The sequence below is a fragment of the Marivirga sp. genome, from assembly GCF_024636815.1.
Classification (GTDB): domain Bacteria; phylum Bacteroidota; class Bacteroidia; order Cytophagales; family Cyclobacteriaceae; genus Marivirga.
On record NZ_JAGXGF010000034.1, the window covers coordinates 16,758 to 32,933 of the forward strand.

The window sequence follows — 16,176 nt, forward strand, 5'->3', positions numbered from 1 at the left end:
TATTTATTAAGTGAAAATGTAGCAAAAACTTATGTAATTATAAAGTTTTATTTACATAATAAATTGATTTATTTCCATAAATAATTTTCATATAAAAACACGTTTATTGAAATTTTGAATACTTTTGTAAGCCTATACCTTTAAAAAGGACTATGTTTTGAGTACATATATAATAATATAAACATCAAATATTACATTTGCATTTTCAAGAATAATCTAACTTCTTAAATAAAAATTTTTAGACTATATTAACGTCTAGTTTATATCACTTTTTAATTAATCTAATGAAGTATTGGGGGGAGTATAAAATTAGATTGGCCAAAACCATTCTTGGTGAGCAGGTTGCAATACAGAATTTATCATATTATCGTAATCAATTATTTTATTATATTGTTTTATATACTTTAGCCTTTTCCCCAATCGCTATAGTTCCTGGTATTTTTGCATCATATCTTACAGGCTTTATTAATTTAGCCATTCTAAATATTGCTACTTTTTTAATATTAATAATTCTAGCCCTTGTAAAACCAATAAATATTGAAACGCGGAAAATAATTTTAATTTCAATATTATTTATTATTGCTTGGACATTATTTTTTGAATTAAATCTGGAAGGCCCCGGTTTGATGTATTTATTTACGGTCACCATTGTTACCTGTCTTATACATTCAGGTAAAAGTGCTTATCTTTTAATTCTCTTTAATTCCATTATACTTTGCTTTATAGGGTTAAATATAGAATTCCAATGGTTATCCTTAGCCATAACTGAGAATCAAAGTATAACGACTTGGTTCGGTATAGTTGTAAACCTTATTTTCTTAAGTATCATCATAGTGGCATGTTTTGAAATAATATTTAAAAAGTTAGAAAAAATTATTGTGCAACAGAGAATACTTAATGAAACTGTAAATCAAGACAATCAAAAAATATTGAATACACAGAAAGTCTTAAAAGAGAAAAACGAAGAGCTTAATCAATTTGCCCATACCATTGCGCATGATTTAAAAGAGCCATTACGGTCTATGCAGGCTTTTTCACACTTAACTATCAGCAAATACAAAGATTCAATTCCTGAAAAGGGCCAAGAATTTCTACATCATATTCAAACATCATCTGAAAGAATGGCTCTTTTACTAGATTCATTACTGGAATATTCTCAGTTAGGTAAAGGAAAGCAAAAATCCGTTTTTTCTGTAAAAGAATTAGTCAAAGAGTTAGAAAAAGATTTAAGTCAATTAATACAAGAAAATGAAGCCATAATTAGATACAATGGCTTACCTAAAATAATTGGATATGAGTTAGAATTCAAGCAATTACTTCAAAACTTAATTGCAAATGCAATCAAATTCCGAAAGGATAATGAGGAAATTGAAGTTAAAATTAAAGCAAATGAAAAAGATAAACATTGGGAATTTTTAGTAACTGATAATGGAATAGGAATTGATTCTAAACATCGTGAAAAAATATTTACTATTTTTCATCGATTACATAAAAACAAATTTCCGGGAACAGGATTAGGCTTAGCCAATTGTAAAAAAATAGTGGAAATACATGGAGGTGACATATGGGTAGATTCAATCCCTGAAAAAGGAAGTACTTTTTATTTTACGATCAGTAAGAATTTAGAAGCAGCCCCTATAAATGAATAAAGTGGAATACCCATCCATATTCAGTGCTATATTCCACAGCTGGAGCCGGAAATTTTGTTAAGTTCAATGCTTCAAGTAATCCATTTAAAAATCTATTTTTGCTTTTCAATTTCCCGAAATCAATATCTGGAGATAAGAAAAACTGTCGGTATCTATTAATTTCAGGAACCCTCTCTCCTGCTATCCACGAAGGATTTTCAAATTCGGAAAGCATCCCACCCCCACTATAACCTACAGCTAAATTTAACCAGTCCGGAATCCTTTGATTTGGTATGATTTTATTAAGGTTGATGCTTAACCAATATGTTTGTGCATTGTAGTCGGTAAACAGGCTTTCCAATGCGTTTTCCCCCAACACTCGAGGATTAATTTCTGAATATGGACTTGGGGAATAAGAGAATTTAAATTTGATCAATTGCTCCTTTGCATATTTCTGCTGGACCATAAATAACAAAGACCCCGCAGTATTAAAGTAAACATCACCCATGGAAAAGCCATAGCCTTCATAGAGCCCATCAAAAATCTCAATTGGAAGTTGAAAAATAAAACCCAAACTTCCCCCCAGAAAAATAGCTGTATTCTCATTAACACCACTCCATTTCAGCATTTCATAGCCTGCTCTACTCTGATGATAAGCAATATAAGCATGCGCGACTTTATCCATCTGTTTCCATCCAGCATTATCATTGTAGAAATGCATAGGAACACGATCATGATCTTTATACCATACTTCAGACAAATATAATATTCCAGCGGTATAAGCTGTAGCTGTTAAGCCTAAGGAAATCCCGAGTCTCCTTTTATTAAATTCTGTGGAATCAGTTTGTCCAAATACATTATTAAAGACGAAAAAAACCAATAAGACCGAAAAAAGAAATGTTCTAATCATAGATTTTTAATGTTCTAAAGAAACAGACACAAGAAAGGATCAAAAAGATTGAATGTTAAAAATTTATCACAAAAAAAGAGATGAATAAGATTAAAAAACTTCTTCATCTCTTTTAGTAATATACCTTAAAGGATATTATTAAATTCTATTTAGAGAAATTCTGATTGAAAACTGCATCTACTGAAGGAACCTCAATTTTAATAAATTCGTGTTTGGTGGTCTGATGGCATGCATTGCAAGATTGAATCAATAATTTATACGAATCAGCAAAAACCTCTGCATCTTGATTATCAATAGCTTTTTCAACCTTTTCAAAAGCTGGATTAGTCATGGTGCCCACCAAAGTTGAAATATCATATCCTTCATCCACTACTTTTGCACTTTCTATTTCTTCGATTGTTTCTTCAATTTCATGAGCATAAAAACTTGAAAGCTCCCAGTTTTCATTTTGACCTGCTAAGTATAATTTATGAGTGTAAGTCTGCATATATCCCATAGCTTTAGCCAATTCATAATGTTCCTCTCCATGTTCTTCTTCTGTACTGCTTTGCACAGTTTCAATACGCTCATCTTCTATATTGCTGGTTAACTCAGCAATACTGATATAATTCATGATTCCGATTACTAAAGCTATTAACGCCAGTCCACCGCCTAATACATTTTTATTCATATTCTCTGATATTTTATATTTAATGACTTTCCAAATTTAGAATTGTTTTAAATAAGAATGAAAAAATTGAAAGATTTTTCTATACCCAACTTTCTTATGCATAAGAAAATTTTGTATACTTGCATCATGGCAAATCAGCAATTGATAAAAGGAAGTCTTTCTACTATAGTTTTGCATCTATTGCAAAGCTCAGGTGAGATGTATGGTTATGAAATCACGCAGAAAGTGAAGCAACTTACTTCTGATGAAATCAAATTGACGGAAGGTGCCCTCTATCCTACTTTACACAAATTGGAAGCTGAGGGTACTTTAACCACAGAAAGCCGGAAAGTAGATGGTAGAGTGAGAAAGTATTACCGATTAACGGAAGACGGCAAGAAAGCAACAGCAGAAAGAATGGAAGAATTGGAAGCTTTTTTATTGAATATGCAACGCGTATTAGGTCTTAATCTAAAATTAAGCTCATGAGAACTTTATCAAGTGAACAAAAAGAGCAGTTAACAAATCATATAGCCAAGAAGCCTATCAAATACATTGGACTCTACAATGAATTGTATGATCATTATGCTTCTACTTATGAGATAGGAGAAAATGACTTCGAGAATACATTGGAAGCTTTAGATCAAGAGTTTGACTACTACAAGGTTAAAAGCATTAATGATAATTTGGTAGATAAAACGAGGAAATCTGTTAATCAAATTTATGTCGAAGAATTTAAAAACTTCTGGCGATGGCCTCAAATCATGACCACTTTGGGTATTTTATTTTTATGTTATTCATTTATTGAATTCTTACCTATGAAAATAATAGTATGGTATGTTTTTATGCCATTTTTGATTTTCACTTCGGCAATACTAATCTATGGAGGTATTTTAACTAAAAGAAAAAAATATGGTAATAAAAGATTTGAATCTGCTCATCTAGCAAGTGCTCATCACTTTTTGAGTTTACCTGTAACCCTTTTTAATTTAACTGTTTTTTTACCAGCACTATTCTTAGAACCCTATAAACCAAGAATAGAATTCTATGAAAATTACCCATTGATAGCATTTATTTTAATGATGATATTTTTCATAGCTGCTTATATCGGTTTTAAAGTTTTCAAAAGTAAAATAAGAGTACAGTATTTATGACATTATCAGCCGAACAAATTGCCCAAATAAAATCTTGGATATCGAAAAGAGGATTTACTCACACCGATGTTCAATATGAGATTATTGATCACGTGGCCTCTGCAATTGAAGAAAAAATGAAAAATAAGCCAGAATTAAGCTTAGAAGAAGCTTTTTCTGAAGTCCATAAATCATTTGGAGTATTTGGTTTCCAAACTTTTGAAGAATCTATTGCCAATCGATTGAACAAAGAACTATGGCGTTCATATGGGATAGCCATCAAGCAAATAATAAAAAGTGAAAAAATATTAATCCCTATATTACTTATCTTAAGCCTAATTTTATTCAGACAAAAATTCATTCAGTATTTCCAAGAGTTTCATCAAAACGTCTTCCTAACTTCCTTAGTTGGCTCCATCGTTTATTATTTTGTTCTATACAGAAGAAAAAAACATATTAAAAATTATTTAAGCTTTAGGATGGCGATAGGAATAATTCCCAGCCTATTATATGTAATTGGTAATTTGAGCATTAATTTTCTAAGGCATACCAACCTTAATTTTGCTATTGCTGTATATTCAATTGCAATAATTGGTATTTATGGTGTTTTTTTAGGCACTAATCAAATGATAAATAAAACAGAACGGCTGCATAATTTATATCAATCAAATTAATTTCAGAAAAAAAGAAGTCTGGACTAGAACGTTTAACTTTTTAATAAATTTATTAAACACTTCTAACTCTTCCGTGTTATTGCCGTATATTTGACCTTCAATAAATAAATTTTAATGAAAGTAGCAGTTTTCAGGAAAGAACATTTTAATGCCGCCCATAGATTAAACAATCCAAACTGGTCGGAAGAACAAAATCAGAAGGTTTTTGGAAAATGTAGCAATCCGAATTTTCATGGACATAACTATGAACTTATCGTTAAGGTAACAGGAGAAGTTAATCCTGATACTGGATATGTTATGGATATGAAAGTGTTAAGTGATTTGATTAAAGAAAGAGTTTTGAACAGATTCGATCATAAAAATTTGAATTTGGATACAGAAGAATTCTCTGAGCTTAATCCAACCGCTGAAAATATTGCAGTCGTAATTTTTAATTTACTGAGGGTGAAAATTGACCCCAATAAAGAATTAAAAATTAAGTTGTACGAAACGGAAAGAAATTATGTCGAATACCCAACAGAATAAAAATTTGGAAAATTATAATGAATTTGAGGATTTTGGTGATGATCACGTAGGGTCAAATTCAGAGACGCCTCTTAGAGCTGATGCTTTTGAAATGGATGATGAATTGAAAATGGAAATGATTGCCAAACATTTCAAAGAAATCATGCATATTTTAGGTATGGATTTGAGTGATGACAGCTTGAAAGGAACTCCAAACAGAGTGGCTAAAATGTATGTTAAAGAAGTTTTCAGTGGTTTGAATCCTAAAAACAAACCACAACCGAAACTTTTTGAAAACAAATATAAATATAGCCAAATGTTGGTAGAGAAAGACATCACTTTCTACTCGCACTGTGAACATCACTTTGTGCCAATTTATGGTAAAGCCCATGTTGCCTACATTTCTAGTGGAAAAGTAATTGGACTATCCAAAATCAACAGAATAGTTCAATATTATGCCAAAAGGCCTCAAGTACAGGAAAGATTGACGGTTCAAATTGCAGAAGAACTAAGAAAGGTAATGGAAACCGAGGATGTTGCAGTTGTAATGGACGCCAATCATATGTGTGTTTCTTCTCGTGGAGTTGGAGATACTAATAGCAGAACAGGAACTTCATATTTCGGAGGTAAATTTAATGATGAAGCAACAAGAAGAGAGTTTTTGGATTACATCAATTCTCCTAATAATAGTTAATTCATAAATTATCAAATAAAATTCTAAAGCCAGTTGACAGCATCAACTGGCTTTTTTATTTCCATATCTGGAAAATTCAAATAGCCCTATTTAACATATAAATTCGAACAAACATTCTATGTCAAAAATGGTTTCTTAAGTAGAACTTAAATAAATCATTATGTCATTTGAAAATAAAAATATATTAATTGTAGGTGCGAGTTCAGGCATTGGGTTGAGCTTAGCCAAAAAACTTCAAGAAAAAGGGGCGAATCTGATTTTAGCCTCAAGAAATAAACCAGATTTATCAGGTGATTTTCAATACATTAAATTAGATGTTTTAGACATGAATGATGAATTGAAAGCCCTACCTGATACACTTCATGGATTAGCTTATTGCCCTGGAAGCATTAATCTCAAGCCATTTCAAAGCATAAAAGAAAATGATTATATCAATGATTTCAGATTAAATACAGTTGGGGCAGCAATGGTAATTCAACAATCGCTAAAAGCCTTAAAAAATGCCAAAGGCGCCAGCATAGTTCTGTTTAGTACAGTAGCTGCAAATACAGGATTATCTTTCCATGCTTCCATTGCATCAGCCAAGGGAGCTTTACAAGGATTTGGGTTAAGCTTAGCTGCAGAATTAGCTAATAAACAAATAAGAGTAAATATGGTGGCTCCTAGCCTAACAGATACACCATTGGCTGAAAACTTATTGTCCTCTGATGAGAAAAAAGAAGCTTCTAATAAAAGACATCCCATTGGTAGATATGGAAAAGCTGAAGATATCTCAAATGCTGCAATCTTTCTATTAGATAGTGAAAACAGTTGGATAACTGGGCAAATTCTTGGAGTTGATGGTGGAATGGAAAAAATAAGAAATATCTAAAATTTCTTTAAACAATTAACAGAATTATATGTTAGTGTATTAGATTTTTTCAAAACACAATATTTTTTTCTAATAATTCAATTTTTAAAATTATGAGTAACGAAACAGAAACATTAAAAGACAATTTGGTGACTCACCATAAAGGAAACCACGCAAAAGTTTCCTTTGTTGAAGGAAAACCCGTTGCTATAGTTGAAGCAACAAGTACGTACATTCCCATCGAAGAATTTAAAAAAATTTTTAGTGAAATAGGTAAGTTAGTTGATTCAAAAAAAATCACTAAACTAATTTTTGACAAAAGAAAATTAACTGTATTTCATCAACCATCAATGGAATGGTATTTTACTGAATGGAAAGAGCAAATGTGGCACAAGGGGCTAAAGACTCATAGAAAAATCTTACCTGATAATAAAGTATTTCAGCAAAGTGTTAAAATCGGAAGAGAAAAAATTAAGGGAGACCACCCTAATTTAAAATTTAATGAGATGGACATTCAGTATAAGGATTCAGTACAGGATGCCATTGATAATTAATTGATTTTATGGCACAAAGTACTGTAGAAGAGTTAAAAATAGAGCTAGAAAAATCTAATAATGAAATTAGACTTATAAAATCAGAATATGAAAATCAAGTTGGTGAACTTAGAAAAGAAGTTTCTTATTTGAAAGAACAGTTAATGGCTCAACAAGATATGCTCAAAATGGCAGTAGATTATGCAGATAAGTTAGGTAAAGAATTAAAAGGTCTAAAAAAGAGAATAGATTCGGGGAATTTTCAGAGTATACACTAAGGTGGTTAATACTATTTGAAAAATTAATTATTTCAAACAATTTTGAAGGACTATTGATTACTATTGTATGAGTAAAATACCAGAATCTTATTATTTTTATAAGGACCAGCTAAGAAGGGCAAAAGAAGAGAAAGAAAAGCTTAAAAAGATATATGAATCCAAAATCAATGGCTTAAATGATGAAATTTCATTTTTAAAAGAACAAATTAACGCACAGCACACTATGATAGAACAGTCTATCGAATATGTGATGAGATTAGAAGAACAAATGAAAATCTTTGATTTGGAGATATCAAGCGATAAAAAGAAGGAAAATGATTGATGAATAATATAATTGATTTATCTGAAAGCATCCATTAAATAATGGATGCTTTTTTTGCTAAAACTTCAAATCAAAACATCTATATATATTTTCAAAAAGAAAAAACCAGCTATTGACTAAAGTCCATAAAAAAAGGCATCCACTTGTTAACGGATGCCTTTTTAACAATTAAAATTTATTTTAATCCATTGACTTTAAGTATTTATACAAATCACTGTCAGTAGATAAAATAACGGTAGTCTCACTATTAAATGTCTTCTGAAAGGTTTCCATTGACTTTAAAAAAGAGTATAAATCTCGTGAAGCGCTATTTTTATTATATGCAGCGGCGTAAATAGCAGCGGCTTCAGCATCCGCTTTACCTTTTATCTGCTCAGCCACTTTAAAAGCTTCAGATTGAATAGATTTAAGTTCTCTTTCCTTCTCACCATTAATTCGAGAAGCTTCCCCTTGTCCTTCTGAACGAAATTTGTCAGCAATTCTAAAACGTTCACTTTTCATTCTTTCATAAACCTGAGTTCTTACTTCCTCCACATAATTGATTCTTTTAAAACGGAAATCCAAAATTTCAATTCCCAGATCTTGAGTTTGAAGATTAGCAGATTTTTGGATGTATTCTTGAATACTATCACGTCCAACATTGATTTGGACTAAACTATCTTCAACGATTTCGCTGATTGCTCCACTAGAGATTGGCGTTCTATTACTAGTTCTTACCGCTTCTTCTAAATAATTGTTAGCAATGAAATCACGAGTTTCACCATCCAAAATATCATCCAAACGAGATTGAGCACCACGCTCATTAGTCAAACGTTTGAAAAATTGAAGTGGGTCAGTGATTTGCCAACGAGCATAAGTATCTACAAAAATAAATTTCTTATCCTTGGTTGGTACTTGGTTAGGATCACCATCCCATTCTAAATATCTCTTATCAAAGAAATTTGCAGTTTGTATGAAAGGAACCTTAAAATGAATACCCGCATCCTTTACTGCCTCTCCAACGGGCTTACCAAATTGGGTGATGATTACCTGTTCCGATTCCTTTACAACATATGTACTCTGAGCAATTACTATTAAAGCAACTACTACTATAACTAATATGGTTATTAATGATTTTTTCATATCTATTATTTCAATATTTTAAAATGATTACTGATTAATCTTTTTTCCTGATTGCGTAGCCATATTTAATAATGGCAATACATTTCCGCCTTCTTCATCAGTAATGATTTTATCACCTAATTTAGGCACTACTTCCTGCATGGTTTCTAAGTAAAGCCTGGTTTTAGTTACCCCTGGAGCTTTGATATACTCAGTATATAACTCATTAAACCTAGCAACTTCACCTTGAGAGTTATTTACCCTCTCCGTTGCATAACCTTCTGCTTTTTGAATAGTCTCTTCAGCCTGACCTCTAGCTTTTGGAATAACTTTATTGTATTCCGATTTAGCTTGGTTGATCAAAGTCTCTTTTTCCTGCTGTGCTTCGTTAACAGCATTAAATGCCCCTCTTACTGGTTCAGGTGGTGTTACATCTTGCAACACAACTTGCTCTACCCTTATACCTAATTCATAATCAATAGATATCTCTTGAATTAAAACTTTCAATTTCCCAGCAATTTCTGCTCTACCAACTGTCAGTACTTCATTTACAGTTCTATCTCCTACAATTTGTCTCATTCCAGACTCAGAAATATCTCTTAAGGTTTCTTCAGGATTTCTTACTTTAAACAGGAAGTTGTACGGATTATCAATTCTGTATTGAACCACCCATTCTACATCTGCTAAATTTAAATCACCGGTTAACATTAAAGATTCACCCTCTGCACCACGTTTTGTGAAAGTTGATTGAACTCCAGCACTGGTTGTTCTGAAACCAAACTCTTGCTTTTGCTGACGCTCAACAGGAACTTTAGTCACTGATTCCACAAATGGAATCTTGAAATTCAATCCTGACTCAAGAGTTCTATTGTAAGCTCCTAATCGAGTTACTACCCCAACTTCTTCTGCTCCTACCTGAAAAAATGTACTGATAACAGCTGCTAAAACCACTACCACCACTACGATCAAGCGTATGTTTTTCACTATTTTTTGAAAGGACTCTTTTGCTTTGTCCCCATCAAATTCAAATTCTGCCATAAATATGCTCTTTTTATTGGTTAATTGTTTTTACTATATAAACTCGTAATTATTAAATTCTTATTTTATAATTATTAATTATCATTCTCCCCATTTCCATTCATTCCCTAGCTCCAATTCCTCTTTCAAATCTTGATCTATTAAAAACTCTTTCGTTTGTTCAAAATCAAGCTTTTTAGCAGGGATTTCATCTAAGTTAGCTAATTCCCAAAGGAACATGCCACCGAAACGGACTGTATTCTCAAGATGTTTTTCATTTACCAAAGAAAAATCATCTCCATTAGAATGATAATAGCTATAAACCTTTCTTTCTAAATTGCCTACTAGACCCACTACAGGGACTCCTTCCATCATAAATGATTGGTGATCACTATGCAATCCAGCCTTGTTAGCATTCGTATTTTCATAACTTGAATCAACTGCTTGGATTTTGACTCCTATCTCATCAAAAACTGGTACCATCTCTCCTCTTCCTGAAGCATTAAATCCTTTTGGATTACCACTCATATCAATATTCATCATATAAGCAACATTTCCTAATTCTTCTTTCTTTGCCAACATTTTCACCATTTCCTTAGAACCAAGCAATCCTTGCTCTTCTCCCATGAACATGACAAATTTAATATTTCTTTTAGGTTGTAAATCAAGTGCTTTATAGGTTCTTGCAATATCCAAAATAGCAGCTATTCCAATACCATTATCGATAGCGCCAGTTGAAAGGTCCCAGCTATCTAAATGCCCTCCAATAATAATATTTCCATCTGTTTCTTCCTTAGCCGGAAGCGTTGCAATCACATTTCTGGACTTGATCATTTCACTTGTGTTACTCATTTGAATGTGCGCAGTAATTTCATCTCCATTTTTGAGTTGCTCTTTTAATTCCATTCCTTTCTCATAGCTAATGCAAATGGCTGGAATATCGATTAAACTTCCTGTTACAGATGCTGTCCCGGTTAACAACACTCCACCAGGAACCTGATTGGTAATAATGATTCCTTCTGCTCCATATTCAATCGCTAAAGCAGTTTTTTCAGAACGATGTATATTTTTCAATCCCTCAGGACTTCCATCTAGAATTCCAATATAAACGAGGGCAATTTTTCCCTTCACCTCTTCTTTTAAACTATCAAAGTCTGCTCTTAATCCATTACTTACATCTATCACTTCATGCTCCACATCTGCAGAAACCGGAGAATGGCCTAAAGAAACTACCTCCTCTACTTCTTCATTATTAATTTCCAGTCGAACTGAATCACGTGCCCAGGCCTCCACTTCAAATTCATGATATTCAACATCTTCATACCCATAAGACTTTAAAAGCTCATAAGTATATTTTTCAGCTTTAGCTCCATTTTCGGAACCTGTCAAACGGTGACCTATCTCAGAAGTAATTTTCTCTAGATTTGAATAGGCTTGACTATTATTTTCAACTTCTTGGTTGATTTCATTTAAAACATTCTGCTCTTCCTTTTGATTAGTATCACAAGAAATAAGAAGAAAAATAGGTATGCTAAAAAATAGTAGTTTAATGGTTTTCTGTGTATTTTTCATTGTTATTAATTTTGAAAATTGAAGTTAAGCAAATCTAAGCACAATATTGAAATTCTAATACTTGATGTAAAATAAAAGCTAATGGATATCAAATTCTGGATGAAAATGGCTATTGATTTAGCCAAAGAAAGTAAAACCCCATTTGGTGCTGTAATTGTTGATCCTGAAGGGCAGCACGTAAGTGGATACAATACAACTATATTAGATGGGGCTGCTGCGCATGCAGAAATCAATGCCCTTCAGAAAATAAAGCAATTAGACCATGATCGCGCAGAGGAATTAACCTTAATCACCACGGTGGAACCTTGCCCAATGTGTATGTCAGCTATTATATGGGCTGGAGTCGGTGAAGTAGTTTACGGATGTGATATTCCCACCGCCTCAAAATACGGGAAACAAATTACTATCCGAGCAAAAGAAATAGCAGCTGAATCTTGGTATGCACCTATTATAAGTGGGGGAGTATTAGCAAAAGAATGTGAAAATCTATTTAAATAGATTCAGCTTTTAAAAATTTATTGAATTCAATAAATTCCTCTAATTGATGTTCCGGAGCCTTGCTTAATTGCAATTGCTCATAATATTCATAAAAAATGGCATCTGTAATTTTCTCCCCAAGTAAAAGTCTCATCAAATAACTTCTCTGACAGAGTTTAAATATGTTTGTGGGTTTTTGAGTGCTCTTAAAAATCGTTTCAATCAGATAGCTAGAAAAAGTATTAAGATTAGCTAACTCATCCAACCAATTAAAACCTTTTTTCACAAGCGCATTTTCAATTTCTGCTATTGTTCTGGAAAGTTGAATTTCATTTTGAATCAAATAGCGTTTCGGCATATCTGAATAGATTTGAGCGATATTTTTATAATAACTTAAACTAAGCTTATCGGTTTCCTGCTTATAAAAATTAAAAATTAATTCTTCCAACTTATCAATCCTGACAGCCAATTGAATTTCCAGCATCAAACCATCTTCATAGGGAGTGGAATTGATTACAATTAGCTTGCTTCCATTTTGAAAAGGATATTGAAAAACGTCATATCCCTTCAATTTGAAATAGTGAAAGTCATTTAAAAAATCTTCTATATTTAGAATGACTTTCCTTTTCATTATGATTTATTTATGATTTGATGAAAAAACGAAAGTGCTCTTTCCTCAGCATAGGTATGTGTTTTCCCTTTTTGTAAAAAACCTACATGCCCACCATGCTGAGTTAATTCCAAATCTATATTTTGATTTTTTTCAGCTTCTGATTCTGGATAACAATCACCCGTTAACATCGGATCGTTTAATGCATTTAGAATTAAAGTAGGGATGGTAATGTTTTTCAAATGAGGATAACATTGAACACTATCATAGAAGTCCTGAGCATCTTTATAACCGAATATTTTTGCACTGTAATGCGTATCAAATTCATGAAAATCGGAAAAGCTTTTCCAAGGTTTGATTTCAATTAAATCAGGGAATTGCTCATCTTTCTCTCTTAATTTAATATCCAGTTTTCGCATGAAGCGATCTTGGTAAAATTTATTTTTCTTCAAAGCCAACATTCTGGAGCTGCTTGACAAATTGCAGGGAACACTAATCGCCATTGCTCCTTTTATTTCAGGGTTTAAACGATCACCATTTTCACCCACATATTTCAGGGTCAAACTTCCCCCCATGCTAAAGCCCACCATTACTATTTCTTTATATCCTTCTTTCAAAGCTTTAGAAACTACTTCTTCCACATCTTCGGTGAATCCATGATGATAAAGAAACTCTTTACGGTTCATTTCACCACTACAACTTCGACAATTCCATGCCAGTACATCCCAATCATTTTTACTGAATAATTTTGCGATCCCTAAAATGTAGGGCCTATCCGAACTCCCTTCCAGTCCATGAGAAGCAATTATAAGCCTGGATTTATTATTCCTTACCCAATCAATATCCAGAAAATCACCATCACGAGTTTCAATTCTTTCTCGCTCATAATGAACTCCTTTTACTTTTCTCAATGCACTGGGAAAAATGGTTTCCAAATGTTGATTAAATAAGTAGTATGGAGGTTTATATTGATTATTTCTGATTACTGGCATTCTTTATTATTTAAGCAAAGACGAAGATAGTAAACACTTTCTTTCACTTCATAAAAAAACCCAATTGTTTCCAATTGGGTACATCATGAACTATATGTCTGTTGAGAATTTATGCAGTAGCCATCTTTTCAGCGCTTTTCAACTCATATTGATATAACCACTCTTTTCCTTCTTCTACTGAATCGAATAATTTCATTTTTCTTCCAGTAGCTGCAATAATTGAATTAAGAATTAATGTAGATAATTTACTAAGGCCACAAACAACAGTGACTTTTACCTTAGGGTTATTTTTCTTTACAGTCTCTTTAATCTTAGATAAAAGATCCTTATTAAATCTTGCATTAGTGGCATTAACGCATGATAAAACTGATTTATCAGGAAATTCGGCAACTAATTTTTGAACATCATCAAATGCCGAAATAGCCTCTGATCCGTTTGTATTTTCTATATCTGTATATACAATTTTAACACCTTTATAATCAAGTACTTTACAATAAGACATAATGAAATTTATTTTATATTTTTTATCACTTATTTAATCCGTAACAAGAAAGTGAATATTTCATTATTAAAGAAGTTTTCACAAGAAATGAATTAATAAAATATTAAAATTTAGATGAATTGCTTAAAAATCGGGATAAAATATAGAGAAACTGTTAAGTATTGTGAGGGGATACTTACAAGAAAAAATACACCTGAAAATCTGATCCTACTAAAAATTGATGACTAAGGAAATCTACCTATATGGAAGTCTTAATTATGTTCAGTATGATTGCAAATAACCTCTGTACTTGTTCTTCCACTTCCTAGGCAATTGGGACAATAAGTATAAAGTTCTTTTTCACCTTCACAAACAGGGCATTCATTTATACCTTCTCCTTGGCACTGATGACAGGTTTTATAGCTTCTATTACCCATAGCACCCAATTGAATCAAAACACCGTCACCACTACAGGCTGTGCAACCTACTTTTCCTTTAGCTTCACAATAATCACATTTTTTAAGCAGCTGCTTTTCTCCATTACAGGTTGCACAAGTTTCTAATCTGTAACCACTTAAATCACAATATTGGCATGATAAACTTTTATTAAGTTGAAGCTCTAACAACTTATTTAACTCTTCGGCATTTTCATAATAAGTCCCTGCTTTACCCATTATTTCAAAATACTTCTCTAAGAAACTTTGGCTGTTTTGATATTGACCGATCTCATATAATGTCTTTGCAAATAAATAAGGCATTTCAGAAGGAAGCTTAACTCCTAATTTTAGAATCTTACGAAACTGCATATTTGCATTTTCATAATCTCCATTCTGCATGGCTACTTGGGCATTTTCATAATAGAAATTAAGTGTTTCTTTCTGACCTTGGGCAAGGGAAATTTCTAAATTGAATAGAAACAGGGATATTAGAACTAGAAAAAAATATTTCATTAATAAATCAGCAATAAGTTAATAGATGATTAAAACTAACAATAGAAATAACGCACAAAACTAATAAAGATTCCTGAAAGGAAAGAAATATTATCCGCCCACTATTTCCTTTAAATTATTAATCAATCCTTCCCAAACTTCATACTGCTCTTGCTCGTCTTCAAAATCTGAATAATCTACTACTTTCATGTACATAGATTGAGTGAGTTCATTTTCATCTAAATGAATTTCAACAAATGCTGGATCATCCTCATCTCCTTCTTCCGGAAATTCAAATTTAACAAATTGATTTACCCGATGACCAGCCATAACTGCAGGGTGATCCTCATCATCATAAATGAAATTATATTCTTTATCTTCATTGATATTAACATCATCTGCAAACCATTGAGATAAGCCGCTAGCTGTACTTATATAAGGGTACAACATTTTTTTTGAGGCGTTAATTTCGAAATCACCTGTGAATTTTTTCAAGCCCATAATCAGTTCTTTTTTTGTGGTTGATAAGTTATGATTAAATATGATATATCACAATAAATTCTTTTTCATTTTTTTTTGGAATATGAAATCATAATTCATTATGTTTGCACTCCAATTTGAAACGAGCAATTAAATCAAAAGGATTTAAAGTCTTAAAATATTAAAAAAATTATGGCGAGGTAGCTCAGTTGGTTAGAGCGCAGGATTCATATCCGCTAGCTAGCGGACGGCAGTTTCAAATCTGCTTCTCGCATTTAGTTTGTTTGAGTATTTGATTAGTGATATTATTTGGCGAGGTAGCTCAGTTGGTTAGAGCGCAGG

21 protein-coding genes and 1 pseudogene are annotated in these 16,176 nt (G+C 32.2%); 12 read left to right on the plus strand and 10 right to left on the minus strand.

Features of this window, described 5'->3' with window-relative positions; genetic code table 11:
• Positions 1-284: 284 nt before the first annotated feature.
• Positions 285-806: pseudogene (locus Q0L29_RS17540) on the plus strand (hypothetical protein); the annotation flags it as partial.
• Positions 807-878: 72 nt separating this feature from the next.
• Complete coding sequence (locus Q0L29_RS02915) at positions 879-1,649, plus strand: ATP-binding protein (protein WP_296618925.1); 771 nt, start codon at positions 879-881, stop codon at positions 1,647-1,649.
• On the opposite strand, the gene Q0L29_RS02920 is transcribed toward Q0L29_RS02915, so the two are convergent.
• Positions 1,636-2,538, minus strand: a complete 903-nt coding sequence (locus Q0L29_RS02920) for a DUF2279 domain-containing protein (protein ID WP_296618927.1) — start codon at positions 2,536-2,538, stop codon at positions 1,636-1,638. The genes Q0L29_RS02915 and Q0L29_RS02920 overlap by 14 nt on opposite strands.
• Positions 2,539-2,683: 145 nt before the next feature.
• The gene (locus tag Q0L29_RS02925) at positions 2,684-3,208 is read right to left on the minus strand and encodes a hypothetical protein (RefSeq protein WP_296618929.1); all 525 of its coding nucleotides are present in this window, start codon (positions 3,206-3,208) and stop codon (positions 2,684-2,686) included.
• Between the two features lie 126 nt (positions 3,209-3,334).
• On the opposite strand from Q0L29_RS02925, the gene Q0L29_RS02930 reads away from it, so the two are divergent.
• From Q0L29_RS02930 to Q0L29_RS02970, 9 genes are all read left to right on the plus strand, one after another.
• Positions 3,335-3,676, plus strand: a complete 342-nt coding sequence (locus Q0L29_RS02930) for a PadR family transcriptional regulator (protein ID WP_296618962.1) — start codon at positions 3,335-3,337, stop codon at positions 3,674-3,676.
• Positions 3,673-4,341 (plus strand): hypothetical protein, encoded by a 669-nt coding sequence (locus tag Q0L29_RS02935; protein ID WP_296618932.1) that lies wholly within the window; start codon positions 3,673-3,675, stop codon positions 4,339-4,341. The genes Q0L29_RS02930 and Q0L29_RS02935 overlap by 4 nt, the downstream gene beginning before the upstream one ends.
• Positions 4,338-4,994, plus strand: a complete 657-nt coding sequence (locus Q0L29_RS02940; RefSeq protein WP_296618933.1) for a hypothetical protein — start codon at positions 4,338-4,340, stop codon at positions 4,992-4,994. Before Q0L29_RS02935 ends, Q0L29_RS02940 begins: the two co-directional genes overlap by 4 nt.
• Before the next feature lie 114 nt (positions 4,995-5,108).
• Positions 5,109-5,519, plus strand: a complete 411-nt coding sequence (locus tag Q0L29_RS02945; protein ID WP_296618934.1) for a 6-carboxytetrahydropterin synthase — start codon at positions 5,109-5,111, stop codon at positions 5,517-5,519.
• Entirely contained in the window at positions 5,497-6,192 is a 696-nt protein-coding gene (gene folE / locus Q0L29_RS02950) for a GTP cyclohydrolase I FolE (protein WP_296618936.1), read from the plus strand. The genes Q0L29_RS02945 and folE overlap by 23 nt, the downstream gene beginning before the upstream one ends.
• Before the next feature lie 160 nt (positions 6,193-6,352).
• Complete coding sequence (locus Q0L29_RS02955; RefSeq protein WP_296618937.1) at positions 6,353-7,063, plus strand: SDR family NAD(P)-dependent oxidoreductase; 711 nt, start codon at positions 6,353-6,355, stop codon at positions 7,061-7,063.
• Positions 7,064-7,155: 92 nt separating this feature from the next.
• On the plus strand, positions 7,156-7,596 hold the full coding sequence (locus Q0L29_RS02960; RefSeq protein ID WP_296618938.1) for a hypothetical protein: 441 nt from the start codon (positions 7,156-7,158) through the stop codon (positions 7,594-7,596).
• An 8-nt stretch (positions 7,597-7,604) separates the two neighbouring features.
• On the plus strand, positions 7,605-7,853 hold the full coding sequence (locus Q0L29_RS02965; RefSeq protein ID WP_296618939.1) for a hypothetical protein: 249 nt from the start codon (positions 7,605-7,607) through the stop codon (positions 7,851-7,853).
• Positions 7,854-7,920: 67 nt separating this feature from the next.
• Positions 7,921-8,175: a hypothetical protein gene (locus Q0L29_RS02970; RefSeq protein WP_296618942.1), complete on the plus strand. Its 255-nt coding sequence runs from the start codon at positions 7,921-7,923 to the stop codon at positions 8,173-8,175.
• A 180-nt stretch (positions 8,176-8,355) separates the two neighbouring features.
• On the opposite strand, the gene hflC is transcribed toward Q0L29_RS02970, so the two are convergent.
• The 3 genes from hflC to Q0L29_RS02985 all read right to left on the minus strand — a co-directional run bounded on the left by hflC (position 8,356) and on the right by Q0L29_RS02985 (position 11,865).
• On the minus strand, positions 8,356-9,297 hold the full coding sequence (gene hflC / locus Q0L29_RS02975) for a protease modulator HflC (RefSeq protein WP_296618944.1): 942 nt from the start codon (positions 9,295-9,297) through the stop codon (positions 8,356-8,358).
• Positions 9,298-9,324: 27 nt separating this feature from the next.
• A complete protein-coding gene (hflK, locus tag Q0L29_RS02980; RefSeq protein WP_296618946.1) occupies positions 9,325-10,314 on the minus strand; it encodes an FtsH protease activity modulator HflK in 990 nt (329 codons plus the stop codon).
• A gap of 81 nt (positions 10,315-10,395) precedes the next feature.
• Complete coding sequence (locus tag Q0L29_RS02985; protein ID WP_296618948.1) at positions 10,396-11,865, minus strand: M20/M25/M40 family metallo-hydrolase; 1,470 nt, start codon at positions 11,863-11,865, stop codon at positions 10,396-10,398.
• 81 nt (positions 11,866-11,946) lie between these two features.
• Between Q0L29_RS02985 and Q0L29_RS02990 the strand changes: the two genes are divergently transcribed.
• A complete protein-coding gene (locus tag Q0L29_RS02990; protein WP_296618950.1) occupies positions 11,947-12,363 on the plus strand; it encodes a nucleoside deaminase in 417 nt (138 codons plus the stop codon).
• On the opposite strand, the gene Q0L29_RS02995 is transcribed toward Q0L29_RS02990, so the two are convergent.
• The 5 genes from Q0L29_RS02995 to Q0L29_RS03015 form a co-directional block, all read right to left on the minus strand.
• Positions 12,356-12,973 (minus strand): hypothetical protein, encoded by a 618-nt coding sequence (locus tag Q0L29_RS02995; protein WP_296618952.1) that lies wholly within the window; start codon positions 12,971-12,973, stop codon positions 12,356-12,358. The genes Q0L29_RS02990 and Q0L29_RS02995 overlap by 8 nt on opposite strands.
• On the minus strand, positions 12,973-13,944 hold the full coding sequence (locus Q0L29_RS03000; RefSeq protein ID WP_296618954.1) for an alpha/beta fold hydrolase: 972 nt from the start codon (positions 13,942-13,944) through the stop codon (positions 12,973-12,975). Before Q0L29_RS03000 ends, Q0L29_RS02995 begins: the two co-directional genes overlap by 1 nt.
• Before the next feature lie 109 nt (positions 13,945-14,053).
• Positions 14,054-14,446, minus strand: coding sequence for a hypothetical protein (locus Q0L29_RS03005; RefSeq protein WP_296618957.1), 393 nt, complete (start codon positions 14,444-14,446; stop codon positions 14,054-14,056).
• A gap of 251 nt (positions 14,447-14,697) precedes the next feature.
• Complete coding sequence (locus Q0L29_RS03010; protein WP_296618959.1) at positions 14,698-15,375, minus strand: CDC27 family protein; 678 nt, start codon at positions 15,373-15,375, stop codon at positions 14,698-14,700.
• 90 nt (positions 15,376-15,465) lie between these two features.
• On the minus strand, positions 15,466-15,855 hold the full coding sequence (locus Q0L29_RS03015) for an START-like domain-containing protein (protein WP_296618960.1): 390 nt from the start codon (positions 15,853-15,855) through the stop codon (positions 15,466-15,468).
• Between the last annotated feature and the right edge of the window lie 321 nt (positions 15,856-16,176).